The sequence below is a fragment of the Pseudomonas sp. AA-38 genome, assembly GCF_029457475.1.
Taxonomy (GTDB): Bacteria; Pseudomonadota; Gammaproteobacteria; order Pseudomonadales; family Pseudomonadaceae; genus Aquipseudomonas.
The window spans coordinates 2,420,687-2,447,090 of sequence record NZ_CP120359.1 but is presented as its reverse complement, the minus strand read 5'-3'; the positions used below and the strand labels follow the sequence as shown (position 1 = coordinate 2,447,090).

Annotated in this window: 28 protein-coding genes and 4 tRNA genes; 14 read left to right on the top strand and 18 right to left on the bottom strand. The window is 61.6% G+C overall.

All coding sequences use genetic code 11. The annotated features are described in order from the left end of the window. Positions 1–65: 65 nt before the first annotated feature. The 3 genes from PVE35_RS11125 to PVE35_RS11115 all read right to left on the bottom strand — a co-directional run bounded on the left by PVE35_RS11125 (position 66) and on the right by PVE35_RS11115 (position 2,207). Positions 66–1,001 carry a nucleotidyl transferase AbiEii/AbiGii toxin family protein gene (locus PVE35_RS11125; protein WP_277374654.1) on the bottom strand — a complete coding sequence of 312 codons (936 nt, stop codon included), beginning with the start codon at positions 999–1,001 and terminating at the stop codon, positions 66–68. Beyond that, entirely contained in the window at positions 985–1,806 is an 822-nt protein-coding gene (locus PVE35_RS11120) for a type IV toxin-antitoxin system AbiEi family antitoxin domain-containing protein (RefSeq protein ID WP_277374653.1), read from the bottom strand. Before PVE35_RS11120 ends, PVE35_RS11125 begins: the two co-directional genes overlap by 17 nt. A gap of 125 nt (positions 1,807–1,931) precedes the next feature. Then, a complete protein-coding gene (locus PVE35_RS11115; protein ID WP_277374652.1) occupies positions 1,932–2,207 on the bottom strand; it encodes a hypothetical protein in 276 nt (91 codons plus the stop codon). Between the two features lie 303 nt (positions 2,208–2,510). Between PVE35_RS11115 and PVE35_RS11110 the strand changes: the two genes are divergently transcribed. Together PVE35_RS11110 and PVE35_RS11105 are read left to right on the top strand one after the other, a co-directional pair. Continuing rightward, positions 2,511–2,723, top strand: coding sequence for a DUF4224 domain-containing protein (locus tag PVE35_RS11110; protein ID WP_277374651.1), 213 nt, complete (start codon positions 2,511–2,513; stop codon positions 2,721–2,723). Beyond that, a complete protein-coding gene (locus PVE35_RS11105) occupies positions 2,724–3,752 on the top strand; it encodes a tyrosine-type recombinase/integrase (RefSeq protein ID WP_277374650.1) in 1,029 nt (342 codons plus the stop codon). Between the two features lie 70 nt (positions 3,753–3,822). Here PVE35_RS11105 and PVE35_RS11100 read toward each other — a convergent pair. From PVE35_RS11100 to PVE35_RS11070, 7 genes are all read right to left on the bottom strand, one after another. Next, a tRNA-Leu gene (locus tag PVE35_RS11100) sits at positions 3,823–3,909 on the bottom strand. Between the two features lie 120 nt (positions 3,910–4,029). Beyond that, positions 4,030–4,103: transfer RNA gene (locus tag PVE35_RS11095), tRNA-Cys, on the bottom strand. 38 nt (positions 4,104–4,141) lie between these two features. Then, positions 4,142–4,217 (bottom strand) — tRNA-Gly (locus PVE35_RS11090). A 67-nt stretch (positions 4,218–4,284) separates the two neighbouring features. Further along, a complete protein-coding gene (pgsA, locus tag PVE35_RS11085; RefSeq protein WP_268184091.1) occupies positions 4,285–4,845 on the bottom strand; it encodes a CDP-diacylglycerol--glycerol-3-phosphate 3-phosphatidyltransferase in 561 nt (186 codons plus the stop codon). A 33-nt stretch (positions 4,846–4,878) separates the two neighbouring features. Continuing rightward, on the bottom strand, positions 4,879–6,702 hold the full coding sequence (gene uvrC, locus PVE35_RS11080) for an excinuclease ABC subunit UvrC (RefSeq protein ID WP_277374649.1): 1,824 nt from the start codon (positions 6,700–6,702) through the stop codon (positions 4,879–4,881). Positions 6,703–6,704: 2 nt separating this feature from the next. After that, positions 6,705–7,349 carry a UvrY/SirA/GacA family response regulator transcription factor gene (gene uvrY, locus PVE35_RS11075; protein ID WP_268184085.1) on the bottom strand — a complete coding sequence of 215 codons (645 nt, stop codon included), beginning with the start codon at positions 7,347–7,349 and terminating at the stop codon, positions 6,705–6,707. Between the two features lie 160 nt (positions 7,350–7,509). Continuing rightward, a tRNA-Ser gene (locus tag PVE35_RS11070) sits at positions 7,510–7,597 on the bottom strand. Between the two features lie 172 nt (positions 7,598–7,769). Here PVE35_RS11070 and PVE35_RS11065 point away from each other — a divergent pair. The 7 genes from PVE35_RS11065 to PVE35_RS11035 all read left to right on the top strand — a co-directional run bounded on the left by PVE35_RS11065 (position 7,770) and on the right by PVE35_RS11035 (position 11,989). Then, positions 7,770–8,438 (top strand): Bax inhibitor-1/YccA family protein, encoded by a 669-nt coding sequence (locus PVE35_RS11065; protein ID WP_277374648.1) that lies wholly within the window; start codon positions 7,770–7,772, stop codon positions 8,436–8,438. A gap of 102 nt (positions 8,439–8,540) precedes the next feature. Further along, positions 8,541–8,933 (top strand): sulfurtransferase complex subunit TusD, encoded by a 393-nt coding sequence (tusD, locus tag PVE35_RS11060; protein ID WP_268184081.1) that lies wholly within the window; start codon positions 8,541–8,543, stop codon positions 8,931–8,933. After that, positions 8,933–9,292: a sulfurtransferase complex subunit TusC gene (tusC, locus tag PVE35_RS11055; RefSeq protein WP_268184080.1), complete on the top strand. Its 360-nt coding sequence runs from the start codon at positions 8,933–8,935 to the stop codon at positions 9,290–9,292. The genes tusD and tusC overlap by 1 nt, the downstream gene beginning before the upstream one ends. Continuing rightward, complete coding sequence (gene tusB, locus PVE35_RS11050) at positions 9,292–9,591, top strand: sulfurtransferase complex subunit TusB (RefSeq protein ID WP_268184078.1); 300 nt, start codon at positions 9,292–9,294, stop codon at positions 9,589–9,591. Before tusC ends, tusB begins: the two co-directional genes overlap by 1 nt. Further along, positions 9,588–9,923 (top strand): TusE/DsrC/DsvC family sulfur relay protein, encoded by a 336-nt coding sequence (locus PVE35_RS11045; protein WP_268184076.1) that lies wholly within the window; start codon positions 9,588–9,590, stop codon positions 9,921–9,923. The genes tusB and PVE35_RS11045 overlap by 4 nt, the downstream gene beginning before the upstream one ends. Next, complete coding sequence (locus PVE35_RS11040) at positions 9,920–10,903, top strand: glycosyl transferase family protein (protein ID WP_277374647.1); 984 nt, start codon at positions 9,920–9,922, stop codon at positions 10,901–10,903. Before PVE35_RS11045 ends, PVE35_RS11040 begins: the two co-directional genes overlap by 4 nt. Positions 10,904–10,990: 87 nt before the next feature. Continuing rightward, positions 10,991–11,989, top strand: coding sequence for a glutathione S-transferase family protein (locus PVE35_RS11035; RefSeq protein WP_277374646.1), 999 nt, complete (start codon positions 10,991–10,993; stop codon positions 11,987–11,989). 50 nt (positions 11,990–12,039) lie between these two features. Here PVE35_RS11035 and cysG read toward each other — a convergent pair whose 3' ends face one another. The 6 genes from cysG to PVE35_RS11005 all read right to left on the bottom strand — a co-directional run bounded on the left by cysG (position 12,040) and on the right by PVE35_RS11005 (position 19,792). Beyond that, complete coding sequence (cysG, locus tag PVE35_RS11030; protein ID WP_277374645.1) at positions 12,040–13,428, bottom strand: siroheme synthase CysG; 1,389 nt, start codon at positions 13,426–13,428, stop codon at positions 12,040–12,042. Between the two features lie 168 nt (positions 13,429–13,596). After that, complete coding sequence (gene serS, locus PVE35_RS11025; protein ID WP_277374644.1) at positions 13,597–14,877, bottom strand: serine--tRNA ligase; 1,281 nt, start codon at positions 14,875–14,877, stop codon at positions 13,597–13,599. A gap of 80 nt (positions 14,878–14,957) precedes the next feature. Next, entirely contained in the window at positions 14,958–15,338 is a 381-nt protein-coding gene (crcB, locus tag PVE35_RS11020) for a fluoride efflux transporter CrcB (RefSeq protein ID WP_268184066.1), read from the bottom strand. Then, positions 15,335–16,660 carry a replication-associated recombination protein A gene (locus tag PVE35_RS11015; RefSeq protein ID WP_268184065.1) on the bottom strand — a complete coding sequence of 442 codons (1,326 nt, stop codon included), beginning with the start codon at positions 16,658–16,660 and terminating at the stop codon, positions 15,335–15,337. The genes crcB and PVE35_RS11015 overlap by 4 nt, the downstream gene beginning before the upstream one ends. Before the next feature lie 3 nt (positions 16,661–16,663). After that, positions 16,664–17,290 (bottom strand): outer membrane lipoprotein chaperone LolA, encoded by a 627-nt coding sequence (lolA, locus tag PVE35_RS11010; protein ID WP_268184064.1) that lies wholly within the window; start codon positions 17,288–17,290, stop codon positions 16,664–16,666. 90 nt (positions 17,291–17,380) lie between these two features. After that, positions 17,381–19,792 (bottom strand): DNA translocase FtsK, encoded by a 2,412-nt coding sequence (locus PVE35_RS11005; protein ID WP_268184063.1) that lies wholly within the window; start codon positions 19,790–19,792, stop codon positions 17,381–17,383. A 203-nt stretch (positions 19,793–19,995) separates the two neighbouring features. On the opposite strand from PVE35_RS11005, the gene trxB reads away from it, so the two are divergent. From trxB to infA, 4 genes are all read left to right on the top strand, one after another. Beyond that, a complete protein-coding gene (trxB, locus tag PVE35_RS11000) occupies positions 19,996–20,946 on the top strand; it encodes a thioredoxin-disulfide reductase (protein ID WP_268184062.1) in 951 nt (316 codons plus the stop codon). A gap of 55 nt (positions 20,947–21,001) precedes the next feature. After that, positions 21,002–21,682 carry a leucyl/phenylalanyl-tRNA--protein transferase gene (gene aat / locus PVE35_RS10995; RefSeq protein ID WP_268184060.1) on the top strand — a complete coding sequence of 227 codons (681 nt, stop codon included), beginning with the start codon at positions 21,002–21,004 and terminating at the stop codon, positions 21,680–21,682. Between the two features lie 114 nt (positions 21,683–21,796). Next, the gene (locus tag PVE35_RS10990) at positions 21,797–22,504 is read left to right on the top strand and encodes an arginyltransferase (protein WP_268184058.1); all 708 of its coding nucleotides are present in this window, start codon (positions 21,797–21,799) and stop codon (positions 22,502–22,504) included. Positions 22,505–22,695: 191 nt separating this feature from the next. After that, positions 22,696–22,914, top strand: a complete 219-nt coding sequence (infA, locus tag PVE35_RS10985; RefSeq protein WP_002553999.1) for a translation initiation factor IF-1 — start codon at positions 22,696–22,698, stop codon at positions 22,912–22,914. Positions 22,915–23,166: 252 nt separating this feature from the next. On the opposite strand, the gene clpA is transcribed toward infA, so the two are convergent. Then, the gene (gene clpA, locus PVE35_RS10980) at positions 23,167–25,437 is read right to left on the bottom strand and encodes an ATP-dependent Clp protease ATP-binding subunit ClpA (protein ID WP_268184056.1); all 2,271 of its coding nucleotides are present in this window, start codon (positions 25,435–25,437) and stop codon (positions 23,167–23,169) included. 29 nt (positions 25,438–25,466) lie between these two features. Further along, on the bottom strand, positions 25,467–25,829 hold the full coding sequence (gene clpS, locus PVE35_RS10975) for an ATP-dependent Clp protease adapter ClpS (RefSeq protein ID WP_268184055.1): 363 nt from the start codon (positions 25,827–25,829) through the stop codon (positions 25,467–25,469). A 238-nt stretch (positions 25,830–26,067) separates the two neighbouring features. On the opposite strand from clpS, the gene cspD reads away from it, so the two are divergent. After that, positions 26,068–26,337: a cold shock domain-containing protein CspD gene (gene cspD, locus PVE35_RS10970; RefSeq protein WP_268184053.1), complete on the top strand. Its 270-nt coding sequence runs from the start codon at positions 26,068–26,070 to the stop codon at positions 26,335–26,337. Positions 26,338–26,404: the final 67 nt, after the last annotated feature.

Sequence of the window (26,404 nt, the reverse complement as noted above, 5' to 3'; positions counted from 1 at the left end):
TAGCCTTTCCAGCGACGCCCACCCAGTACATGCCGAAATGACAACGGCTGGGCAATCCGCGATCACTACCGACGATCAAACATCTCGAAGGCCGCTTGCAACTGAGAATGGTCGGAAGCCCGCTTCGCAGCTGATCGTGAAGCAAGATTCTGCAGTTTCCGTTTTACCGCAGGTAGCTCTGCTGCCTGTGGCAACTGGATCAAGTCAAAATCTGGATTCTCCATCTCGACGGATTCCAGAAATGCTCTCGACTGCGGGGTAAGCCACTCTGAAATTTGTCGAAGAAGCCTGGCGCGGTGCTCCAGCAGTATCTCTGAGCTGACAGGGGCAGCAGTCATACCACGGAAGTGGGTCTGGTATATCGCCTCGAAATCCTTGGGTTCATTGGGAACCAGCATCTCCCAGGCAGGTTTCGGGCTACAGGTCATGTAGATCAGGAAGGTTCGCCAAAGTCGCTCATCTGTGCGCGGATCGGCCAGAAGCAAACCGATATCAAACAGGTCGCGCGGATGCTGCCTCGACAATGCTGCTGCCATTTTCCCCGCATATAGATCCGCAAAGTCGAGCACCTGGATCGAGGCAAAGCCAAAGGCCTCCTGGACCTGCGGCTGGACAACCATTGTCCGTACCGGATGCACGGAACCGCGCATCACCGGAGTCGTTTCTATTTGGACTCGGGCTCGTCCACGACTCACTATCAGTCTGTTTATGAAGCCACCTCTCTCTGGCGCCGATGTTTGTACCTGTAGCCTTAATGGCGCAGAGCCAAGTGCCCTTCCCAGACTTTCTAATGCATCGGAGATCTGACCAGCATCCTGCGCATAGTCCTGCATCGGCAACCAAGTCAGATCGATATCCACAGACAACCTGGGCAAGTCATGCTCGAACAGGTTGATCGCCGTCCCTCCTTTGAGGGCAAATCGTGTTTCTTTCGCCAAGGTCGGCAGAATTTCCACCAACAACTGGACTCGGTCGGTGTAGCGCTTATCCCAGGTGCTCATCAAGATCCGCCGGCAAGGTTATTTGGTAGGTTGGGTTCAAGCGACCACCGGGAACCAGACAACGCTTTCCCTTCCCTAGATAGACGCCGTCCAACGAGACATGATCCACCCAGGCGTGCTGGTGGCGTTCTGCGAGGGCTAGGAACAAGCGCTTGGCTTTTATGCTGGTGCAATGTCGCAGCAGCATGCTTACCCTTTGAGGACGGAGGGTGTCCGCACCCTGCATCAGCGCATCCACTTCATAAACGAGCGACGCGTCTGACACGCCATCACACAGCTCGAGGATTGCGCGCTCAGGTGTCGCGACGACGATGCGGCCGCGGTCGCCATCAGCATCCACCCACTCGAGCCCAAGATTCCTTAGGGCTTCGTCATCCATGTCGGCCTTGAATGACAGTGCTGAAAGATTGAATGGGCTTTTGCCGCACAGCACCACCTCAGCCTTCAAGGGAAGCTTTTCCACCCAGGCAGGGAGGCTTCCAGGGCCATATAGAGTGACCCTCTCACGCTCGCCCAACCGCAGGTAGTGCTCGTGCCCATGCCAAGCCAAGGCAAAACGCCCGCCAACATGCAGCGGCAATCGCTCTCCTCCCTGCAGCGCGCGCACTACAGCAGCCCAGGTGAGACGTCCGCCTCGTCGTTGATAGATTCCACGCGCAGGCGATTCCAGCCAACCGCTCGCGATATATCGCGCTACCAGATTGCTGCTGTAGCCATGAGCCTTCAACCAGCCACTGGATACCAGGTCGCTGTCGCCGAGCCCTGCAAGCAAGGAGTTTAGTTTTTCAGGTTTTTGCACACTCATAGTGAGCAAAATAGAGTTTTTCTAAACCTCCCGCAAGAAGAAGGTTTACAGAAATCAAAAAAAACTCACCATTAGTGAGCAAAATTTAGTTTTTATAAACCCACACAGAGAACTCTTGAACATTGCTACCGCTCCCGAGGCCCCTTCCATTCCAGCAACGCCTGTAGCGGATCCAGCTCGCCAACAAGCTCACGCTCTTGGGCGAGCTTGGCCATAGCAATGCAGCGCTCGGTTTCGGGCAGATTCGATACGGAGTTCTCCGCATCACTGAAAAAGGCCTGGATCCGCTTTATGTCATCCCACTGCTTAATGACACACAGCAAGTCAGCCTTCGCCGGCTCCCTTGCCTCGTTTTGCAGTCGAATCCGCTCTCTCTCCTCACGCCTGCGAATCTGCTCCATCCCCTCTCCTCGGCCTCTCTACTAATCGGGCAACTACAGGCGCGGCGTCCGTGAGCTGCTGGACGATCTCATCCAGCTGGCCACATAGCGAGCGTTGCTTAGCCTCCCTCCAACGCTGAGACAATCAGTCCACGGATGATGCTGCAACGCCTGTGACGCCAACTGCCCCAGCGAATCTGCCCTTCTCTACTCTGCAATCCTCTCCTCCCGGTTGAGGCACACCAGAACGTGCCATATGGTGCCAAATAGACACCTTTCACGTATCACACAATCGCCGGTATGGTATCGGCGGGATCGTTATCCATGGAAGCGATACAGTTTTTGAGCCACGAGCAAGTCTGTGAGTTGACTGGCGCCAAGATAAGAGCGAAGCAAATCGAGGCCCTACGCAGAAACGGCATACCCCATACGATCAAAGCAAATGGCTGGCCATGTGTGATTGCGGCCAATCTATTGCCAGTGTCGAAGGTTAGCGTTGAGCGAGAAGTGACCTGGAGGTCGAGGAAGGCAGGATAGATGGGACGAAGACCAACAAACCTAGGGGCAATTCCGCGCCTGCGTGAGCGAAAACGCGGGAGCACGACATACTACTTCTATGACACCGGAGGCCGACCAAGGAAGGAGATTCCCCTTGGTCGAGATTACGGTCTGGCAATAATGAAGTACGCTGAACTTGAGCGCGATAGAACAGCTACAGAGCTACAACAGAAAGTCATTACGTTCGGGTATGTGGCTGGGAAATACCAAGTAGAGATTATTCCTACCAAGGCCCCCGGTACCCAAACGAAAAATCGCCAAGAACTGCGCAAGCTACTAGAGTTTTTCGACGACCCGCCAGCCCCACTTGAAGCGATCCAGCCTCAACACATTCGTCAGTATCTACGCTGGCGGCAATCCGCTCCAATTAGCGCGAACAGGGAGAAGGCTCTTCTCTCAGCAATCTGGAACTATGCACGAGAGATGGGTTACACCGCTCTTGCTAACCCGTGCGCGGGGGTGAAAGGCAACAAGGAAAAAGGACGCGACGTCTACATCGAAGACAGCCTCTTCCATGCCGTTTACTCAAAAGCGGATTCTGGCTTACGCGATGCGATGGACTTGGTTTATCTGACAGGACAACGTCCTGGAGATACCTTGCGCATGGACGAACGAGACATCAGAGACGGGCATCTGCATGTAAAGCAGTCAAAAACTGGCACCAAACGCCGCATTGAGGTTACAGGCGAACTCGGCCTGCTACTGGAAAGGATCAAGGCTCGAAAAGCAGGCCACAAAGTGCGCTCGACCAGACTGGTAGTGGCGGAGGATGGAATCGCTATGACTCCGGCAATGCTCCGCTCCCGGTTCGACAAGGCTAGAAAGGCGGCAGGTATCGAAAAAGCAGAGTTTCAGCTACGTGATCTACGGGCCAAAGCAGGCACCGACACGGCTGAATCAAGCGGAGACATCCTAAAAGCTAGAGACCAGCTTGGCCACACCACGGTAGTCATGACGGAGCATTACATCAGGGAGCGGCGAGGAAAAAAAGTGTCGCCAACAAGGTAATTGCGGAAAAAAACTGGAATTGCGGAAAAAGTGGGAAGAGAGGCGATATCTATAAGTGCTTGATTTTAAATGGTGCCCGAAGCCGGACTCGAACCGGCACGCCCTTGCGAGCGAGAGATTTTAAGTCTCCTGCGTCTACCGATTTCGCCATTCGGGCGGTAGCGCTGTGCGAAGGGCGGACTATATACAGCCCTCCGCCTCCTCGCAAGGCATGTAAAGCCTGCCTTGGGGAATGAAAAAGGCCTCGTAAATCATGGATCTACGAGGCCTTTTGAATTGGAGGCTGAGGTCGGAATCGAACCGGCGTTCACGGATTTGCAATCCGGTGCATAACCACTCTGCAACTCAGCCTTAAAACGAACGAGTCGCCTTGGCGACTCGTGTAAAACTGGAGCGGGAAACGAGACTCGAACTCGCGACCCCGACCTTGGCAAGGTCGTGCTCTACCAACTGAGCTATTCCCGCTTGTCTTGTCGACGGGCGCCATTCTATAGAATCGAATGGTGCCGTCAAGCCTTTGATTCAAAAATACTTATTTCTTTTCCGTGGTGGTGCTGAGGTGCGGCCAGGCGGCCAACAGGTAGTGCAACATCGACCACAGGGTCAGTACCGCAGCGACCACCAGCAGCACATAGCCGAGCACCACCCAGAAGGTGAAAACCGGTGGATTGCCCAGCAGGATGACCAGGGCGACCATCTGCGCCGCGGTTTTCCACTTACCCAGATTGGACACGGCCACGTGCGCCCGCGCACCCAGCTCGGCCATCCATTCCCGCAGCGCGGAGACCACGATCTCGCGGCCGATGATGGTGGCCGCTGCCAGGGTCAGCCAGAGGTTGGAGTGCTCGGCCACCAGCAGCACCAGCGCCACCGCCACCATCAGCTTGTCCGCGACCGGGTCGAGGAAGGCGCCGAAAGGCGTGCCCTGCTCCCAGCGGCGTGCCAGATAGCCATCGAGCCAGTCGGTTACGGCCGCAATGGCGAAGACCCCACTGGCCGCCCAGTAACTCCAGGAGAACGGCAGATAGAACAGCAGTATGAAGACCGGTATCAGCGCGACCCGGAGCAAGGTAAGCAAGTTGGGGATATTCATCGGCACAACTAGGCTGCGAGGTGAACGGGCATTCTACTCGCTGTGCAGAGTGTCATAAATCGACTCAGCGAGCTTTTTACTGATTCCGGGCGCTTTGGCGATCTCCTCGGCGCTGGCACGGGACAGCTCCTGCAGCCCACCGAAGTGATTGAGCAGTTCACGCCGCCTCTTGGGGCCGATGCCAGGCACTTCTTCCAGCGTCGAGGTACGCCGCGTCTTGCCCCGCCGCGCACGGTGCCCAGTGATCGCGAAACGGTGCGATTCGTCGCGGATCTGCTGGATCAGGTGCAACGCCGGTGAATTGCCGGGCAAGGTGAATTCGTGCTCGGCGTCATTCAGATACAGCACTTCGAGGCCGGGCTTGCGCGTCGTGCCCTTGGCCACGCCGAGCAGGATCAGGTCGGGCACGGCCAGTTCCTGCAGCACTTCGCGGGCCATGGCCAGTTGCCCCTTGCCGCCGTCCACCAGCAGCACGTCGGGCAACTTGCCCTCACCCTCCTTGATCTTGCTGAAACGTCGGGTCAGCGCCTGATGCATGGCGGCGTAGTCGTCGCCGGCAGTGACCCCTTCGATATTGAAGCGGCGGTAATCGGACTTGAGCGGGCCTTCGGGGCCGAACACCACGCAGGAGGCGACCGTCGCCTCGCCGCTGGAGTGGCTGATATCGAAGCACTCCATGCGCTGCGGTGGCTCGTCCATTTGCAACACGTTGGCCAGGGCCTCGAAGCGCTCGGCCAGGTGTTGCCGATTGGCCAGGCGCGCGGCCAGCGCCTGTTCGGCATTGGTCACGGCGAGCTGCTGCCAACGAGCACGGGTGCCGCGCACGCGCAAGCTGATGCTCAGGCTGCGGCCGCGCAGTGATTCGATGGCTTCGATCAGCGTGGCGAAGTCTTCATGCTGCACGTTGACGATCAGCTCGCTGGGCAGGTCGCGCTCGACATTACCCAGGTAGTACTGGGCGAGGAAGGCCATCAGCACATCGCCGCCCTCCTCCTCGATGGCCACCTGCGGGAAGAAGTTCTTGCTGCCCAGCACACGCCCACCGCGCACGCTGATCAGGTGCACGCAGGCGCCGCCCGGGGTAAGCATCACCGCCACCACGTCGACGTCGCCCGTGCCGCCTTCCATGCTCTGCTGATCCTGCACGCGACGGAGCATGGCTATCTGGTCGCGTAGTTCGGCGGCCCGCTCGAACTCCAGGGCCATGGAGGCCTTTTCCATGCTGGCGGATAGCTCCTCACTCAGCGCATTGCTACGCCCTTCGAGGAACATCACCGAGTGGCGCACGTCCTCGGCGTATTCCTGCGCCTCGACCAGGCCGACACAGGGCCCCTTGCAGCGCTTGATCTGGTATTGCAGGCACGGCCGCGTGCGGTTGCGGTAATAGCTGTCTTCGCACTGGCGAACGAGAAAGGTCTTCTGCAACAGCGCGAGGCTCTCACGAATCGCCAGCGCACTGGGATAGGGACCGAAATAGCGGCCCTTGGCCTTCTTCGCACCACGGTGGATGCCGAGACGGGGAAACTCGCCATCGGAGAGAAACACGTAAGGATAGGATTTGTCGTCGCGCAACAGGATGTTGTAGGGCGGCCGCCATTCCTTGATCAGCGTCTGCTCGAGCAGCAGCGCTTCGGTTTCATTGCCGGTGATGGTGGTTTCGATCTGCGTGATGCGCGCCACCAGCGCGGCGGTCTTGGGCGCCTGCCCGGTCTTGCGGAAGTAGCTGGCGAGGCGCTTCTTGAGGTTCTTCGCCTTACCCACGTAGAGCAGTCGGCCCTCGCCATCGAACATGCGATAGACGCCGGGGCGGCCACTGCAGGTCGCCAGGAAGGCACTGGAATCGAACGCAGCGGACATCTTCAGTTGACGGCGTCGACCATGCCGTGGCGTACCGCGAGCAGAGCCAGTTCGACGTCGCTGGTGATGGAAAGCTTCTCGAAGATGCGATAACGGTAGGTGTTGACCGTTTTCGGCGACAGGCACAGCTTGTCGGAGATGGTCTGCACCTTGTGACAGTTGGCGATCATCAGGGCGATCTGGATTTCCCGCTCGGAGAGCAGGTCGAACGGCGAGCCGCTGGTCTGCGGCTGGAAGGATTTCAGCGCCAGTTGCTGCGCGATCTGCGGGTCGATGTAACGCTGCCCGGCGAACACCAGGCGAATGGCCTGCACCATTTCATCCAGCGCGGCACCCTTGGTCAGATAACCGGCGGCACCGGCCTGTAGCAGGCGCGTGGGGAACGGGTCTTCCTCGCACACGGTGACGGCAACGACCTTGATGTCGGGATGGCTGCGCATCAGCTTGCGGGTAGCCTCCAGGCCGCCGATGCCAGGCATCTTCACGTCCATCAGAACCACGTCGGGTTTGAGTTCGCGAACCTTGAGCAGGGATTCCTCCCCGGTGCAGGCTTCGCCGACCACTTGTAGGCCATCGATATCGGCGAGCATGCGGGTAATACCCGTGCGAACCAGATCGTGGTCGTCGACTACCAGCACCCTAATCACTCGCCACCTCATTGCCCATTGTCAGCCACCACGCACGACGGTGAAATTCTACTTGCCGAGCACCATAGCAGGCAGGCTGATGAAGGCCCAGCTTGGCGCATGGCAGTCAAAAATTAAGCGTCAGATTAAGGTAAGGCGTTGCACAAGGCAAAAGAGAAATTGGCGGAAGCGGTGAGATTCGAACTCACGGATAGTTGCCCATCGACGGTTTTCAAGACCGTTGCCTTAAACCACTCGGCCACGCTTCCGTATTCGTAGTGCGCAGGCCAGGGATGTTGCATGCCTGCGCAGCGCTGCGGGCGGCAATCTTACCGGAACGCAACACACTGTCAAACTCTCTGTCTTGGCACTCGGGTAAGCTCTGTTATGATCCTGAACAATCGGATTACGGATCCCCTCGTACTTACCAGGAGTGTCGCCATGCAAGAGCAAGATTATGTACTCAACCACTCGCAGGCCGACCAGCTCGAGGTCAGCCGCGTGCTGCGCAACACTTACAGCCTGCTGGCCATTACCCTGGCCTTCAGCGGTCTGGTAGCCTTTCTCAGCCAGCGCGCCAACCTGCCGTACCCAAACTTCTTCGTGGTACTGATCGGCTTCTATGGCCTGTTCTTCCTCACCTATAAGCTGCGTGATTCGGCCTGGGGCCTGGTCTCCACCCTCGCCCTGACCGGTTTCATGGGCTATACCCTCGGCCCGTTCCTCAACCTCTATCTGGGCATGGCCAACGGCGCGCAAGTGATCACCTCGGCGTTCTCCATGACCGCGCTGGTGTTCTTCGGCCTGTCCGCCTACGTGCTCACCACCCGCAAGGACATGAGCTTCCTCAGCGGCTTCATCACCGCCGGCTTCTTCGTGCTGATCGGCGCGATGCTGGCCAGCTTCTTCTTCCAGATCAGCGGCCTGCAACTGGCGATTAGCGCCGGTTTCGTGCTGTTCTCCTCGGCGTGCATCCTGTTCCAGACCAGTGCCATCATCCACGGTGGCGAGCGCAACTACATCATGGCCACCATCAGCCTCTATGTGTCGATCTACAACCTGTTCATCAGCTTGCTGCAGATCTTCGGCATCATGGGTGGTGACGACTGATAGGTTTCGTCCCCCTCTGAGCCCGCCTCGGCGGGCTTTTCTTTTTGTGCGCAGCACCACCTGGCCTTATCATTGCCGCAGTTTTGAGCTGTCGGACGCCCCATGAAGTTTGCCATCGCCCTGTTCGCCGCCCCCCACCTGCCCGCCTCGCGCCGCGCCCTGCGCTTCGCCCAGGCGGCATTGGCCGGCGGTCACGAAATCGTCCGCCTGTTCTTCTACCAGGACGGCGTGCACAGCGCCGCCAGCAACGTGGTCACCCCGCAGGATGAGCTGGATATGCCCAGGGAGTGGCGCGAGTTCGTCACGGCCAACGGCCTGGACGCCGTGGTATGCATCGCGGCGGCGCTGCGCCGTGGCGTGCTGGATGAGGCAGAGGCACAGCGTTACGCCCGCCCGGCCGCCAACCTGCAGGCGCCCTGGGAGCTGTCCGGGCTGGGCCAGTTGCACGAGGCGGCGCAACAGGCCGACCGCCTGATCTGCTTCGGAGGCCACTGATGAGCAAATCGCTGTTGATCATCAGCCGTCAGCCCCCCTGGAGCGGCCCCGGCGCTCGCGAGGCACTGGATATCGCCCTGGCCGGCGGCGCCTTCGACCTGCCCATCGGCATGCTGTTTCTCGACGATGGCGTGCTGCAACTGAGCACTAGCCAGCAGCCTGGCGCGCTGCAACAGAAGGATCTCGGCGCCAACCTGCAGGCCTTGCCGATGTTCGGCGTCGAGGCGCTGTATGCCAGCCAGCGCAGCCTGAACGAGCGCGGCCTCGGCGAGGCCGAACTGAACCTCGAGGTGCAACGCCTGGACGACAGCGCGCTGACCGCCCTTCTCGACCGCTACGACCAGGTGATCACCCTCTGATGGCCACCCTGCATATTCTTTCCCATTCGCCATTCGCCGACAGCCGTCTGGCCAGTTGCCTGCGTCTGCTCGGTGCAGGTGACGCCCTGCTACTCAGCGGCGATGCGGTTTACGCGCTGCAACCCGGCACGGCCAATCTGCAGGCGCTGCAACTGATGCCGGCCAGCATTGCCCTGCATGCCCTGGACGAAGACCTCACCGCCCGTGGCCTGCAAGCACCGGAGCGGGTGCAGCCAGTGGACTACCCCGGGTTCGTAGAACTCTGCACCCGCTATGCCAAGGTCAATAGCTGGTTATGAGCTCGCTGAACGTCGGTGGACGCGAAATCGCCCTGGACAAGGACGGCTACTTGGTCGACCTGCAGGACTGGTCACGCCCTGTCGCCGAGGCACTGGCCATCGGCGAAGACCTGCAACTGAGCGATGAGCACTGGGAGATCCTCCAGCTATTGCGCGACTTCTATGCCGAATTCCAGCTCTCGCCAGCCAATCGCCCGCTGATCAAATACGTGGCGTTGAAACTGGGTGCGGAAAAAGGCAACAGCCTGCACCTCAATCGCCTGTTCAAGGGCACGCCCGCCAAACTCGCGGCCAAGCTCGCTGGCCTGCCGAAACCGACCAATTGCCTATGAATCTGCTCACTCCCGCCGAACACCCTTTCGCCCAGTTCGTGCGCATTCTCGGCAAGGGCAAACGTGGCGCACGCGGCCTGACCCGCGAGGAGGCCCGAGAAGCCATGGGCATGCTGCTCGATGGCAAGGTCGAAGACACCCAGCTCGGCGCTTTTCTGATGCTGCTGCGGCACAAGGAAGAAAGTGCTGAGGAGTTGGCCGGTTTCACCGAAGCGATCCGCCAGCGTCTGCCCGCACCGGTCGCCCAGGTCGATCTGGACTGGCCGAGCTATGCCGGCAAGAAACGCCATCTCCCCTGGTATCTGTTGGCGGCCAAGGCCCTGGCCGCCAGCGGCGTGCGCATCTTCATGCACGGCGGCGGCGCCCATACGGCCGGGCGCCTGTATACCGAACAACTACTCGCGTGCCTGGATATCCCGCGTTGCCAGGATTGGCAGGCAGTGGCGCAAACCCTCGACCAGCACAAGCTGGCCTTCGCCTACCTGGGCGACTGGATGGCTCCGCTGCAGCGCATGATCGACCTGCGTAATACCCTCGGCCTGCGCTCGCCGATTCACTCCCTGGCGCGAGTGATCAACCCACTTGCGGCCCGCTGCGGCCTGCAAAGCATCTTTCACCCCGGCTATCAGGCCGTGCACCGCGAGGCCAGCCGCCTGTTGGGCGATCATGCCATCGTCATCAAGGGCGAAGGCGGCGAGATCGAGGTCAACCCGGACGTCGCCTGCCATCTGTACGGGACGCGCGACGGCGAGGCCTGGGACGAAGAGTGGCCAGCGCTGTCGGCGCAGCGCCACGTCAAACCCGAGCGCCTGGATGCCGAGCACCTGCTGGCTGTCTGGCGCGGCGAGGCCGAAGATGACTATGCCCGCCTGGCCATTCTGGCGACCATGGCCGTAGCCTTGCGTGGCCTGGGCCTGGATCGCGACGCAGCCTTCAGCGAGGCGGAAAGACGCTGGAATGCTCGCCACTTATCGAGCTGACCGATAGGCGGATCCAGGTTTTTCCATCTTTCTATCGAAGCAACCGCGATAGACTGCAGGCTCATTCGCACACAAGAGGTAGGCCGAATGGGTTTGCTGATCGAAGGCACCTGGCACGATCAATGGTACGACACCGGCAAGAGCGGCCGCTTCCAGCGCGAGGAAGCGCAACGCCGTCACTGGATCACCGCCGACGGTAGCGCCGGCCCCAGCGGCGAGTCAGGCTTCAAGGCCGAGGCCGGGCGCTACCACCTGTACGTTTCCCTGGCCTGCCCCTGGGCACATCGCACCCTCCTTCTGCGCAAGCTCAAGGGCCTGGAAGATCTGATCGAGGTATCGGTGGTCAGTTGGCTGATGGGCGATCACGGCTGGACCTTCGACCCTCAGCATGGCTCCAGCGGTGACAAGCTCGACGGCCTGGAGTACCTGTACCAGCGCTATACCGCCGATGATGCCCAATATACGGGCCGCGTTACCGTGCCGTTGTTGTGGGACAAACAGCAGCAGCGCATCGTCAGCAACGAGTCGGCGGAAATCATCCGCATGTTCAACAGTGCGTTCGACGGCCTGACCGGCAACGACCTGGACCTCTATCCGCAGCCGCTGCGCGAGCGCATCGACCGGCTCAACGAGGGCATCTATCCGGCGGTGAACAACGGCGTCTACCGCGCCGGCTTCGCTACCACCCAGGAGGCCTACGAAGAGGCCTTCGACGAGCTGTTCACCACGCTCGACGAACTGGAAGCCCTGCTGGGCGAACGGCGCTACCTGGCCGGCGAGTACCTGACCGAGGCCGATATCCGCCTGTTCACTACGCTGATTCGCTTCGATGCCGTCTACCACGGGCACTTCAAGTGCAACCTGCGGCGCATCCTCGACTACCCAAACCTGTCCAACTGGCTGCGCGAGCTGTACCAGTGGCCGGGCGTCGCCGAGACGGTGGATTTCACCCATATCAAGTCGCACTACTACGCCAGCCACGCCACTATCAACCCTACCGGCATCATCCCCAAAGGGCCGTGGCAGGATTTCAGCCTGGCGCATGATCGCGAGCGCTTGCCGGGCAAGGGTGTATATCACCCGTAGGCCGATTGCGCTGGGCGGATCTTATTGATTCCCCCTGCTTCGCTCAGGCATCAGAGCCCGCGCTGCGCGCCCTCGAACCAGGCCAGCTTGTCACGCAGGGTGACCACCTCACCGACGATCACCAACGTCGGTGCGTGCACTTCGTGCTCGGCCACCAGCTGCGGCAAACTCTCCAGCGTGCCGGTGAATACCCGCTGGCTCTGCGTGGTGCCCTGCTGCACCAGGGCCGCCGGCGTGTTGGCTGCACGGCCGTGCGCGACCAGTTGCGCGCAGATATCCGGCAGGCCGACCAGGCCCATGTAGAACACCAGGGTTTGCCCTGGCGCCACTAGATCCTTCCAGGGCAGGTTGCTGCTGCCATCCTTGAGATGGCCGGTGACGAAGCGCACCGACTGCGCATGGTCGCGGTGGGTCAGCGGGATACCGGCGTAAGCGGCGCAGCCCGAGGCGGCGGTGATGCCCGGCACCACCTGGAAGGGAATGCCCTCGCCCGCCAGTTGCTCGATCTCTTCACCACCACGACCGAAGATGAAGGGGTCGCCGCCTTTCAGGCGCAGCACGCGCTTGCCTTCACGCGCCAGGTCGATCAGTAGCTGGTTGATCTGTTCCTGCGGCACGGCGTGCTCGGCGCGGCGCTTGCCCACATAGATGCGCTCGGCATCGCGGCGACACAGGTCGATGATCGCCGGGGCCACCAGGCGGTCATACAGCACCACGTCGGCCTGCTGCATCAGGCGCAGGGCACGGAAGGTCAGCAGGTCAGGGTCGCCAGGGCCGGCGCCGACCAGATACACCTCACCCAGCGCGCGCGGGGCGGCACCAGCCAGGCGTTCTTCCAGCAGGCGTTCACCTTCCTCCGGCTTGCCGGCGAATACGCTCTCGGCGATCTGCCCCTGGAACACGTCCTCCCAGAACACCCGGCGCTGCTGCACATCCGGGAATAGCTGCTTGACCCGATCACGGAAGCGCTTGCCGAGGTTGGCCAATTGGCCATAGGTGGCCGGAATCCAGGTTTCGATCTTGGCGCGAATCAACCTGGCCAGCACGGGGGCATCCCCGCCACTGCTGACCGCGACGATCAGCGGCGAGCGGTCGACGATGGCCGGGAAGATCACGCTGCACAGCGCCGGCGCATCCACCACGTTGACCGGGATGCCCAGCGCTTGCGCCTCGGCAGAAATGCGCGCATTGAGCGGTTCGTCGTCGGTGGCGGCGATCACCAGGCCGACGCCCTGCAGGTCGCCGCTGGCGTAACCGCGCAGAAACACACCAGCCTCGCCGGCCATGGCCTGCAGTTCGCTGCGGATCTCCGGAGCCACCACATGCAGGCGCGCCCCGGCCTCGGCCAGCAGACGCGCCTTGCGCAGCGCCACCTCACCACCGCCAACGACCAGCACTGGGCGGCCCTGCAGCTTGTGGAACAGCGGAAGGAATTGCATAAATCAGCCTCGCATGAGGTGGGAAGACGAACGGCGGCTCGTAGGGTGCGCCGTGCACACCGAACTACGCGGAAAGACCTTGGTGCGCACAGCACACCCTACGCGCGGCGACCATCGTCAGGCGTGCCGTTTGGAAACGAGGCGGCCGTGCCACCCCGCTGAACCGGCTTAGCCGATCACCTCGATACCGCCCATATAGGGCTTGAGCACTTCGGGCACGCGAATACTGCCGTCGGCCTGCTGGTAGTTTTCCAGTACCGCGACCAGGGTGCGCCCCACCGCCAGGCCGGAGCCATTGAGGGTGTGCACCAATTCGGTCTTGCCGGTTTCCGGGTTACGGTAGCGCGCCTGCATGCGGCGCGCCTGGAAGTCGCCGCAGTTGGAGCAGGAGGAAATCTCGCGATACTTGTCCTGGCTCGGCACCCAGACTTCCAGGTCGTAGGTCTTGGTGGCACCGAAGCCCATGTCGCCTGTGCACAGGGCCAGCACCCGGTAAGGCAACTCCAGCGCCTGCAGCACGCGCTCGGCGTTGGCGGTCAGGCTTTCCAGCGCCTCGTAGGACGTGCTCGGCTCGACGATCTGCACCATCTCCACCTTGTCGAACTGGTGCTGGCGGATCATGCCACGGGTATCGCGCCCGGAGGCACCCGCTTCGCTGCGGAAGCACGGGGTATGGGCGACGAACTTCAGCGGCAGTTGCTTGGCATCGAGAATCTCGCCGGCCACGATATTGGTCAGCGACACCTCGGCGGTGGGGATCAGGTAGAAGTCGGCCTCGCCCTCACGGGTGATCTTGAACAGGTCTTCCTCGAACTTGGGCAACTGGCCGGTGCCCTGCAGAGCCGGCGCCTGCACCAGATAAGGCGTATAGGCCTCTTCGTAGCCATGCTCGGCGGTGTGCAGGTTGATCATGAACTGCGCCAGGGCTCGGTGCAGGCGGGCGATGGGCCCGCGCAGCAGGGCGAAACGGGCGCCGGACAGCTTGGCCGCGGTCTCGAAATCCAGCCAGCCATGCTGCTCGCCAAGGGCGACGTGATCCTTGATCTCAAAGTCGAAGGCACGCGGGGTGCCCCAGCGCCGCACCTCGACGTTGTCTTCTTCGTCCGCGCCTACCGGCACCGACTCGTGCGGCAGGTTGGGAATGGTCAGCAGCAGGTGATCGAGTTCGGCCTGGATGCCATCCAGCTCACGCTTGGCCTCGTCCAGTTCATTGCCCATGCGATCGACGTCGGCCAGCAGCGGTGCTATGTCCTCGCCACGCGCCTTGGCCTGGCCGATGGACTTGGAGCGGCTGTTGCGCTCGGCCTGCAACTGCTCGGTGCGCACCTGCACCGACTTGCGCTGACTCTCCAGGGCCTCGAAGCGGGCGACGTCGAAGACGAAGCCTCGGGTGGCGAGGCGCTCGGCGATTTCGGTGAGTTGCGTGCGGACGAGTTTGGAATCGAGCATGTTCGGGTCTCAATACATCGGCGAAATAAGGTGACGGCCACCAGCGTGACGCGGGTGGTGGAGTGTAAAGCTTTAGCGGGTCAGGACGCCAATCGAGCCAGGCTCAGACCGGCCCAGGCCGCCAGCAGACCACCCAGGATACTGAGTGCCAGGTAGCCGATGGCCTCCGGGGCGCGCCCGCCCTCCAGCAGTTTCATGATTTCCAGGCTGAACGAGGAAAAGGTGGTGAAACCGCCCAGCACGCCCGTGACCAGGCCGGTGCGCAGCTCCAGAGGCAGATCGGTGCGCGTCAGGAACAGGCCCGAGAGCAGGCCGATCAGCAGGCAGCCGACGATGTTGACGGCAAGGGTGCCGAGGTAGAAATGCCGTGGCCAGTTGCCGGCAACCCAGCCCGCCACCAGAAAGCGCAGCACGGAACCCGCCGCGCCTCCCACGGCAACAGCAAGGGCTACGCGGATCATGGTTTTCTCCTCTGCCTTGGGCTGCTGGCATCCAGTTGACGCAGATGCTGCAGCTTGTCGCGAATCTTCAGTTCCAGCCCACGCGGCACCGGATCGTAATACTGGCGTGGTTCGAGGGCTTCGGGGAAGTAATCCTCACCTGCGGCGTAGGCGTCCGGCTCGTCGTGGGCATAGCGATACTCGTCGCCATAGCCGAGCTGCTTCATCAGCTTGGTCGGTGCGTTGCGCAGGTGCAGCGGCACTTCCTGCGAGCCCTGTTCGGCGGCATCGCGCATCGCTGCCTTGAAGGCCGTGTACACCGCGTTGCTCTTGGGCGCGCAGGCCAGGTAGACGATGGCCTGGGCCACCGCCAACTCACCCTCCGGACTGCCCAGGCGCTCCTGCACGTCCCAGGCATTGAGACACAGGGTCAGGGCGCGTGGATCGGCATTGCCGATATCCTCGCTGGCCATGCGTACCACACGGCGGGCGATGTACAGCGGGTCGCAGCCGCCGTCGAGCATGCGCGCGTACCAGTACAGCGCGCCGTCGGGGCTGGAGCCGCGCACCGACTTGTGCAGCGCGGAAATCTGGTCGTAGAAGGCCTCGCCGCCCTTGTCGAAACGCCGGCGGCTGTCACCCAGCAAGTTCTGCAGCAGTTCGACATCGATCTCGCCGCCGTCCTCGGCCAGGTCGGCGGCATTCTCGAGAAAGTTGAGCAGGCGCCGGCCATCGCCATCGGCAGCAGCCAGAAGAATCTGGAAGGCCTCGTCCGGCAGGCTCAACTGGCGCTCGCCCAGGCCTTTCGGGTCGTTCAGGGCGCGATTGACCAACTTGCGCATGGCCGCTTCGTCGAGGCTTTTCAGCACATAGACGCGGGCCCGCGACAGCAGTGCATTGTTCAGCTCGAACGAGGGGTTTTCCGTGGTGGCGCCGATGAAGATCAGCGTGCCGTCTTCCACGTAGGGCAGGAAGGCGTCCTGCTGGCTCTTGTTGAAGCGATGCACTTCATCGACGAAGAGGATGGTACGCCGCCCATACTGCGCCGCGTGCTGCTGGGCCACCTCCACGGCCTGGCGGATTTCCTTGACCCCCGAGAGCACGGCGGAAATGGTCTCGAAATGCGCGTCGGTGACCTTGGCCAGCAGCCGCGCCAGGGTGGTCTTGCCCACCCCAGGCGGGCCCCAGAATATCATCGAATGCAAGGCGCCCTGCTCCAGCGCCTCGCGTAGCGGCTTGCCCGGCCCCAGCACGTGCTCCTGGCCGACGTACTCGTCCAGGCTGGTGGCACGCAAACGCGCAGCCAGTGGCTGCGCGACGGGTTGGCGGCCGAACAGATCCACGGCTTACTCCTGGATGACGTCCGCGCCGTCGGGGATGTCGAAGCTGAACAGGCTGTCGTCGACCGGCTCGTTCATCTTCACGTTGAGGAACAGGATATTGGTGCGCTGGCCGATGCTGTCGATCAACTGCATGTCGTTGAGCACGCGGTTGCGGAAGGACAGGCGCAGGCTGTCGAACAGGCTGTCCTTGGCCTTGGGCTTGAGGATGAAGTCGACCACGCTGCCGCCTTCCTTGTAGTCGATCCCGAAGTTCTCGCGAATCTGCGACACGTCACCGGAGAGCAGCAGCGCCGGGGTATGGGTCAGACGCTGATCGAGGGTCTGGATGGTTACCTGCTCCAGATCCGGGTCGTACAGCCAGACCTTCTGGCCGTTGGAGACCAGCAACTGCTCCATGGGCTGGTCGGTATGCCAGCGGAACAGCCCCGGGCGCTTGAGCACCAGTTGCCCGGCGCTTTCCTGCAACTGCGTGCCGCTGGCATCGAGGGTCAGTTGGGAAAAACGGGCGCTGATGGTCTGCGCCTGGTTGAGCAATTCGGTCAGACGCTTGACGGCCGCGTCCTCGTCGGCATGAGCGGTGAGCCAGGTGAAACTCAGAGCAGCCAGCAACAGCAGGCGGATAAAGCGCATATGAACCCCTTGAGTCCGTGTAAGGATTGCCGGCAGCCGGAGCCGCCTCGAAATATCTAGACCGCAAGCCCAGCAGCCGGTGCCGGGCTGTCAGTCGCGTGACGGCCCGGGCGCGATGACCTCGCGCGAGCCGTTGGTGTTCATCGCGGTCACCACCCCTGCCATTTCCATCGCCTCGATCATCCGCGCGGCGCGGTTGTAGCCGATCTTCAGCTTGCGCTGCACGGCGGAAATGGAGGCTCTGCGGCTTTCCAGCACGAAGTTGACGGCCTCGTCGTACAGCGGGTCTTCCTCGCTGCCCTCACCGCCCCCTTCGCCACCGCCGCCCTCGAAGCCCGCACTGCCGCCTTCGTCGACACCGGCAAGGATGTCCTCGTTGTAATCCGGCGCGCCGCGCAGCTTCCACGCCTCGACCACGCGGTGCACCTCGTCATCGGAAACGAAGGCGCCATGCACACGGATGGGCAGACTGGTGCCGGGCGGCATATAGAGCATGTCACCGTGGCCCAGCAGTTGCTCGGCGCCACCCTGGTCGATGATAGTGCGCGAGTCGATCTTGCTCGACACCTGGAAGGCCATGCGCGTCGGGATGTTGGCCTTGATCAGGCCGGTGATCACGTCAACCGAGGGGCGCTGCGTCGCAAGAATCAGGTGAATACCGGCTGCCCGCGCCTTCTGGGCGATACGAGCGATGAGCTCTTCCACCTTCTTGCCGACGATCATCATCATGTCGGCGAATTCGTCCACCACCACGACGATGGTCGGCAAGGGTTTGAGTAGCGGCGCCTCGTCATCCATGTTCTCGCGGCGGAACAGGGGATCCGGGATGGGTTCGCCCGCTTCGATGGCATCCTTGACCTTGCGGTTGAAGCCCGCCAGGTTGCGCACGCCCATCTTCGACATCAGCTTGTAGCGCCGCTCCATCTCGGCCACGCTCCAGCGCAGGGCGTTGGCCGCCTCCTTCATGTCGGTGACCACGGGGCACAACAGGTGCGGAATGCCTTCGTAGATCGACAATTCGAGCATCTTCGGGTCGATCATGATCAGCCGCGCATCTTCCGGGCTCGACTTGAACAGGATCGACAGGATCATGGCGTTGACCCCCACCGACTTACCCGACCCGGTGGTACCGGCCACCAGCAGGTGTGGCATCTTGGCCAGATCGGTGATCACCGGCTTGCCGCCGATGTCATGCCCCAGGGCCAGGGTCACCGGCGACTTGGCTTCGTCGTACTCCGGCGTCGACAGCACTTCGGAAAAGCGCACGATCTGCCGGTTCTCGTTGGGAATCTCGATGCCTACGGTGGTCTTGCCTGGGATCACCTCGACCACGCGCACACTGGTCACCGCCAGCGAACGGGCCAGATCCTTGGCCAGGTTGGCGATACGGCTGACCTTGACCCCGGCGGCCGGCTGGATTTCGTAGCGGGTGATCACCGGGCCCGGGTGAATCGAATCCACCGCCACCTCGACGCCGAACTCCTTGAGCTTGATTTCCAGCAAATGGCCGACGCCGGCTAGCGATTCCGGCGAATACTCGACCTTCTTCGCCTCGGCCGGGTCGAGCAGCGAGATCGGTGGCAAGGTGCCTTCCACGGCGCTGTCAACGAACAGCGGCGCCTGCTTTTCCTTCTGTACGCGTTTGCTCGGCTCCGGCGCCTTGGTGGGCGGCGGCGTGGCGATGACCGGAGCCGGGCGCTTTTCGCGCTCGCTCATGTGCTTGCTCAGCGATTCCTCGCGCTCAAGCATGCGCTCCTTGACCCTGGCCTGTTCGCGGCGGTCGGCGATGACCGGCGCGGCCACTTCGTTGACCCGCTCGTCCAGCTCGCGCAATTGCGCGACCATCTGCTTGCGCTGACTGCGCGCGCTCCACCAGCCACTGATGGCACCGTAGATCAGCTCGATCAGATCGAGGGTGATCTTGCCGGTCAGATCCATCACGCGGAACCAGGACAGGTCGGTGAACACGGTCAGCCCGAAGAGAAACAGCGCCAGGAACAGCAAGGTACTGCCCTGCACGTTCAGCGCGTGTACCGCCAGGTCGCCCAGGCTGGCACCGAGCATGCCGCCGCCGGAACCCTGCATGCCGGGGCCGGCGGCGAAATGGATGTCGCCCAGCGCCACACCCGAGAGAATCAGGAACACCAGGCCAATGCTGTGCCAGGAAAACATCCAGCCATTGAAGTGCCAGGGTTGATTGCGCGTGCGAAACACCTGCAGGGTCTTGACCCCCAGCAGCAGCGGGAAGATGTAGGCGAAATAGCCCAGCGCGCCGAATAGCGCACTGGACAGCCAGGCACCGATGCTGCCGCCGGCATTGGCAATGCGCTGAACCTGAACGCTGTTGTCCCAAGCAGGATCCGAAGCGCTATAGGTGAGCAGCGTCATCAGCACGTACACACAGAGTGCTGCCAGGGCGATCAGAGCGCCTTCCTTCAGCCGGTACTGAAGTTTCAGGCGCCAATCCAGAGTCTGCGAGGTGGAATTCTTCAAAACAGCCATATCCTGCGCGCTAGGCGCGTCCATCGGTAATTGCCGCAAAAGGAGACATTGTACGGCTTTGCCCGCCTATCGTCATAACCTGAGCAATCAGACGGCGCTCCCGCAGCAGCAATGCTTCGGTGTAGCATAGCCGCCAGCAGATTCCATGCGGCTCAATTGGAGCATGCATTCTCTTTTGTGACAAAGGCTTATGGGGTTTTTTTATGAGCGAAGTCAAGCATTCACGCCTGATCATCCTGGGTTCCGGCCCTGCCGGTTACAGCGCTGCCGTCTACGCTGCGCGCGCCAATCTCAAGCCCGTGATCATCACCGGCATCCAGCCTGGCGGTCAGCTCACCACCACCACCGAAGTGGACAACTGGCCCGGTGACGTCGAAGGCCTCACCGGCCCCGCCCTGATGGAGCGCATGCAGAAGCATGCCGAGCGCTTCGACACCGAGATCATCTACGACCACATCCACACCGCCGAGTTGCAGAGCCGCCCCTTCGTGCTCAAGGGCGATAGTGGCACCTATAGCTGCGATGCGCTGATCATCGCCACCGGCGCCAGCGCCCAGTACCTCGGCCTGCCGTCGGAAGAGGCCTTCTCCGGCAAGGGTGTTTCGGCCTGCGCCACTTGCGATGGCTTCTTCTATCGCAACCAGGTGGTGGCCGTGATCGGTGGCGGCAATACCGCCGTGGAAGAAGCGCTGTATCTCTCCAACATCGCCAAGGAAGTGCACCTGGTGCATCGCCGCGACAAGCTGCGCGCGGAGAAGATCCTGCAGGACAAGCTGTTCGACAAGGCCGAGAACGGCAACATGCGCCTGCACTGGAACCACACCCTGGATGAAGTACTCGGCGACCAGACGGGTGTCACCGGCGTGCGCCTGAAAAACACCCTCGACGGCAGCACCCAGGAACTGGAGCTGGCGGGTGTGTTCATCGCCATCGGCCACAAGCCCAATACCGAGCTGTTCATCGGCCAACTGGACATGCACGACGGCTACCTGAAGATCAAGGGCGGCAGCGAAGGCAATGCCACCGCCACCAGCATCGAAGGCGTGTTCGCCGCCGGTGACGTGGCCGACCACGTCTACCGCCAGGCCATCACCTCGGCCGGCGCGGGCTGCATGGCCGCACTGGATGTCGAGAAGTTCCTCGACAACAACTGACGGACAAGGGCGAGCCGCCACGCTTGCCCTCCCCTGCCCTGCCGGAAAACTGCGCATGCTGACCTGGCTGCAACGTGACTCATTGCAATTCCCGCCACTCGACAAGGCCATGCGCGAGCCCAATGGCCTGCTGGCAGCCGGCGGCGACCTCAGCGCCGAACGTCTGATCAGCGCCTACCGCCACGGCTGTTTTCCCTGGTTTCAGGACGGCCAGCCGATCCTCTGGTGGTCACCGGATCCACGCACGGTGCTGTTCCCCGAGGAGCTTCACGTTTCCCGCAGCCTGGCCAAGCTGTTGCGCCAGCAGCGCTTTCGCGTCAGCTTCGACCAGGACTTCGCTGCCGTCATCGCTGCCTGCGCTGCGCCGCGGGATTACGCCGATGGCACCTGGATTACCCACGGCATGCAGCAAGCCTATCTGCGCCTGCATGAGCGCGGCCTCGCCCACTCGGTGGAGGTCTGGCAGGACGAGGAACTGGTCGGCGGCCTGTATGGCCTGGCCATGGGTCGCCTGTTCTTCGGCGAATCCATGTTCAGCCGTACCGACAACGCGTCCAAGGTGGGTTTCGTCACGCTGGTAGGCAAACTGCAGCAATGGGGCTTCACCCTCATCGACTGCCAGATGCCCACGCAACACCTGCATAGCTTCGGCGCCAGAGCCATACCGCGCGCCACCTTCGCCGAGTATCTACAGCGTTATCTGGACGAGCCCAGTACAGCCGACTGGCATCCATGACTCAGCGGGCGAATGCCGACAGCTTGTGACCTCGACAGATATTGCCCAACGCGTGTGGTAGGCCTCAAAACCCTGGCTTACACTCTAGAGGCAAGGCTTTAACGAGGTACCACCATGACCGAGCTGGCTCGCCTGAAGTTCTACGCCACCCAGCCCCATCCATGCAGCTACCTGCCCGACGAACAGGCCACCACCCTGTTTCTCGATCCCAGTCAGCCCATGGATGTACAGGTGTATGCCGAACTTTCCGACATGGGCTTTCGCCGTAGCGGCGACCATCTCTATCGCCCGCACTGCCAGCAATGCACGGCCTGCATTCCGGCGCGCATTCCCGCCGCGCTGTTCATCCCCAATCGCCAGCAACGCCGCATTCTCAAGCGCAACGAAGACATCCACGTGCGCTCGGTACGCCCGGCATTCACCGAGGAGTACTACGATCTGTACGTGCGCTACATCGAGCAGCGCCATGCCGATGGCGACATGTACCCACCCAGTCGCGATCAGTTCGCCACCTTCCTGGTGCGCGACCTGCAGTTCTCTCGCTTCTACGAGTTCCGCCTGCAAGATCGCCTGCTGGCCATCGCCGTCACCGACGTGCTACCCAATGGCCTTTCGGCGGTCTACACCTTCTATGACCCCGACGAGGAGCGACGCAGCCTCGGCCGCTTCGCCATTCTCTGGCAGATCGGCGAAACCGAGCGCCTGGGCCTGCAAGCCGTTTACCTGGGCTACTGGATCAAGAACTGCCGCAAGATGAACTACAAGACCCAGTACCGCCCCATCGAGCTCTTCGTCAATCAACGCTGGACGCTGCTGACCTAGGGTCTGTTGACGTTTCGCTCGCGGTTCGCGCCGAAGCGTCAACAGACCCTAGCGCCCTCCATCAACCTTCCAAGCCCCCTCGACAATCCAAGCCACTTGGCGTAGCCCTCTGTTTTCGGGCACAATGCACGCCGCTTTTGCCTGGCGCCAGTTGCACCGGGCCATTTTCTGGATACCGAGGGCTTTACTGCATGTCGAAAGAAGACAGCTTCGAAATGGAAGGCACTGTCGTCGACACCCTGCCCAACACCATGTTCCGCGTGGAGTTGGAAAACGGGCACGTCGTTACCGCGCACATCTCCGGCAAGATGCGCAAGAACTACATCCGCATTCTCACTGGTGACAAGGTGCGCGTCGAACTGACACCTTATGACTTGAGCAAGGGCCGCATCACCTACCGCGCCCGTTAAGCCAAGCACCAAACGAAAACGCCCGGCATCTGCCGGGCGTTTTCGTTGCCCCCTAAGGGCAACTCTAAAAACTACCTGCGTAGCCATCGCCGCGTTAAAAACAGGCTCAAAATGCTCATTTACAACACGTAAACTGCGCTTTTTCGCCTGTTTTTGCGGGGCCGCCATCGGTATTGCGCTGACTGCCTCGCTTACGTTTTTAGAGGCGCCCTAGAAGCGCAGCGGCCGAAGCCGCTGCAACCTGCGTGGCGATCAGGCGACCTCCGCCGCCGTCTCGAACTCGAAGCTCGGCTCGCCATCCTTGATGTCGATGTAGACCACGCCGCCGTGCTCGGCCAGTTCGCCAAAGAGGATTTCCTCCGCCAACGGACGCTTGATCTTGTCCTGGATCAGGCGTGCCATCGGCCTGGCGCCCATCTGCACGTCGTAGCCACGTTCGGCCAGCCAACCGCGCGCCGCATCGCTGACCTCCAGCGTGACATGCTTGTCCTCGAGCTGCGCCTGCAGTTCGGTGAGGAACTTGTCGACGATGCTCTTGATCACTTCGTGACTCAGGCGGCCAAACTGGATGATGGTATCCAGACGGTTGCGGAACTCCGGGGTGAAGCTCTTCTTGATGACTTCCATGGCATCGGTGGAGTGATCCTGCTGGGTGAAGCCGATCGACGCCCGCGACGCGGTTTCCGCACCGGCGTTGGTGGTCATGATCAGGATCACGTTACGGAAGTCCGCCTTGCGCCCGTTGTTGTCGGTCAGGGTGCCGTGATCCATCACCTGCAGCAGCAGGTTGAAGACTTCCGGGTGAGCCTTCTCGATCTCATCGAGCAGCAGCACGCAGTGCGGCTGCTTGGTGATGGCCTCGGTGAGCAGACCGCCCTGGTCGAAACCCACGTAGCCGGGCGGCGCACCGATCAGGCGCGACACGGTATGGCGTTCCATGTACTCGGACATGTCGAAGCGCACCAGCTCGATCCCCAGCGCTTTGGCCAGTTGCCGCGCCGCCTCGGTCTTGCCGACACCGGTGGGGCCGGCGAAGAGGAACGAGCCCACCGGCTTGTCCGGCGCCTTGAGCCCGGCGCGCGACAGCTTGATAGCGGTGGCCAGCGAATCGATGGCGGCGTCCTGGCCGAAGACGGTGAGCTTGAGGTCGCGCTCCAGATTGCGCAGCAGTTCCTTGTCGGAGCTGGAGACATGCTTCGGCGGAATTCGCGCGATCTTGGCGACGATGTCCTCGACCTGGGCCACATCGATACGCGCCACGCGCTTGTCTTCCGGCTGCAGGCGCTGATAGGCGCCGGCCTCGTCGATCACATCGATGGCCTTGTCCGGCATGTGCCGGTCATTGATGTAGCGCGCGGCCAGTTCGGCAGCGGCGCGCAGAGCCTCGTCGCTGTATTCGATGTGGTGGTGTTGCTCGAAACGTGCCTTGAGCCCCTTGAGGATGCCGACGGTATCCTCGACCGAGGGCTCGACCACGTCGACCTTCTGGAAGCGACGTGCCAGGGCGCGATCCTTCTCGAAGATGCCACGGAATTCCTGGAAAGTGGTGGAGCCGATGCAGCGGATCTCGCCGGAGGACAACAGCGGCTTGAGCAGGTTGGAGGCATCCATCACTCCGCCCGAGGCAGCCCCGGCACCGATGATGGTGTGGATCTCATCGATGAACAGGATCGCGTGCGGGCGCTTGCGCAGCTCGTTGAGCAGCGCCTTGAAGCGCTTCTCGAAGTCGCCCCGGTACTTGGTGCCGGCCAGCAAGGCACCGAGATCCAGCGAGTAGACCACGCTGTCGGCCAGCAGGTCGGGCACTTGTTCGTCGACGATGCGCTTGGCCAGGCCTTCGGCGATGGCGGTCTTGCCGACGCCAGCCTCGCCGACCAGCAACGGGTTGTTCTTGCGCCGACGAGCGAGAATCTGCGCCACGCGCTCGACTTCATGCTCACGACCGACCAGCGGATCGATGCGGCCCTGGCGGGCCAGCTCGTTCAGGTTGCTGGCATAGGCATCGAGCGGATTGCCAGAGGCGGAAGCTTCGCCACCCTCCTCGTCCTGCATCTCCGGGTCATGCTCATGCTGATCGCCATGGCCCGGCACCTTGGAAATACCATGAGCGATGTAGTTGACCACGTCGATACGGGCCACGCTCTGTTGCTTGAGCAGGAATACCGCCTGGCTTTCCTGCTCGCTGAAAATCGCCACCAGCACATTGGCACCGGTCACCTCGCGCTTGCCGGAGCTTTGCACATGGAACACCGCGCGCTGCAACACGCGCTGGAAGCCCAGGGTCGGCTGGGTTTCGCGGTCTTCGTCATGCTGGGGAATCAATGGCGTGGTGGAGTCGATGAACTCCTGCAGGTCATGGCGCAGCTTGTCGAGATTGGCTCCACAGGCACGCAGCACGCTGGCTGCCGCCTCGTTGTCGAGCAAGGCCAACAGCAGGTGCTCGACCGTCATGAACTCATGACGCTTGGCGCGAGCCTCTTTGAAGGCCAGATTGAGGGTGACTTCGAGCTCTCGGTTCAACATAGCTTCACCTCATACCCAAGTGGCCGGCGTTAGCCGTCCTTCTCTATTTCACAGAGTAGCGGATGCTGGCTCTCCCGTGCGTACTGATTGACCTGCATGGCCTTGGTCTCCGCAATGTCACGGGTGTAGACGCCGCATACCGCACGTCCTTCTGTATGGACGGCCAACATGATCTTGGTCGCCAGCTCCCGATTCATGCCGAAGAAGGTTTCAAGCACTTCGACGACGAAATCCATCGGGGTGTAGTCATCGTTGAATAGGACAACCTTGTACAGCGGTGGTGCCTTGAGCGCTGGCTTGGATTCCTGGATCGCGACGCCAGAGGAGTCGTCCTCATGCTCTGCCGGGTGATCCTGATTGAATGTTAGTCGAATCTGGCTACTTGCATGCATGTTGGAATCAAAGGTTCTCGGCTGGACGAACGGGGGGATGCTTGAAGGAGTTTGACTGACTTCTCAACCCATTGCCGTGCCAACTTGACTATCGGCAAAAGGGTGTTACAACCAATAAATACCCTTTCAATTTCAGGGTTTCAGGGATTCCGCGCCGTCGCCCAGCCGGATCGGTTAACGCGCGGAATCGAAGTGGATGATACTCCAGAGATGGGGTTCTTTGCAGAGGGATGTGAGCATGCTCAGCGGTAAGGTCAAGTGGTTCAACAACGCCAAAGGCTATGGATTCATCCTGGCCGATGGTCGAGATGAGGACCTGTTCGCCCACTACTCGGCCATTCAGATGGAGGGTTACAAGACACTCAAGGCAGGTCAGGCGGTTCGCTTCGACATCGTGCAAGGGCCCAAGGGCTTGCACGCTGTCAACATCAGCGCCGCCACCACGGCAACGGACGCCACGGTCAGCGCGCCACACACGGCCAGCAGTGAGAGCCCCGTCGACGCCTGATACTTCCCTGATCCACCAAGAGAAAAGGCCAGTCATGTGACTGGCCTTTTCTTTATCTACAGCCTGG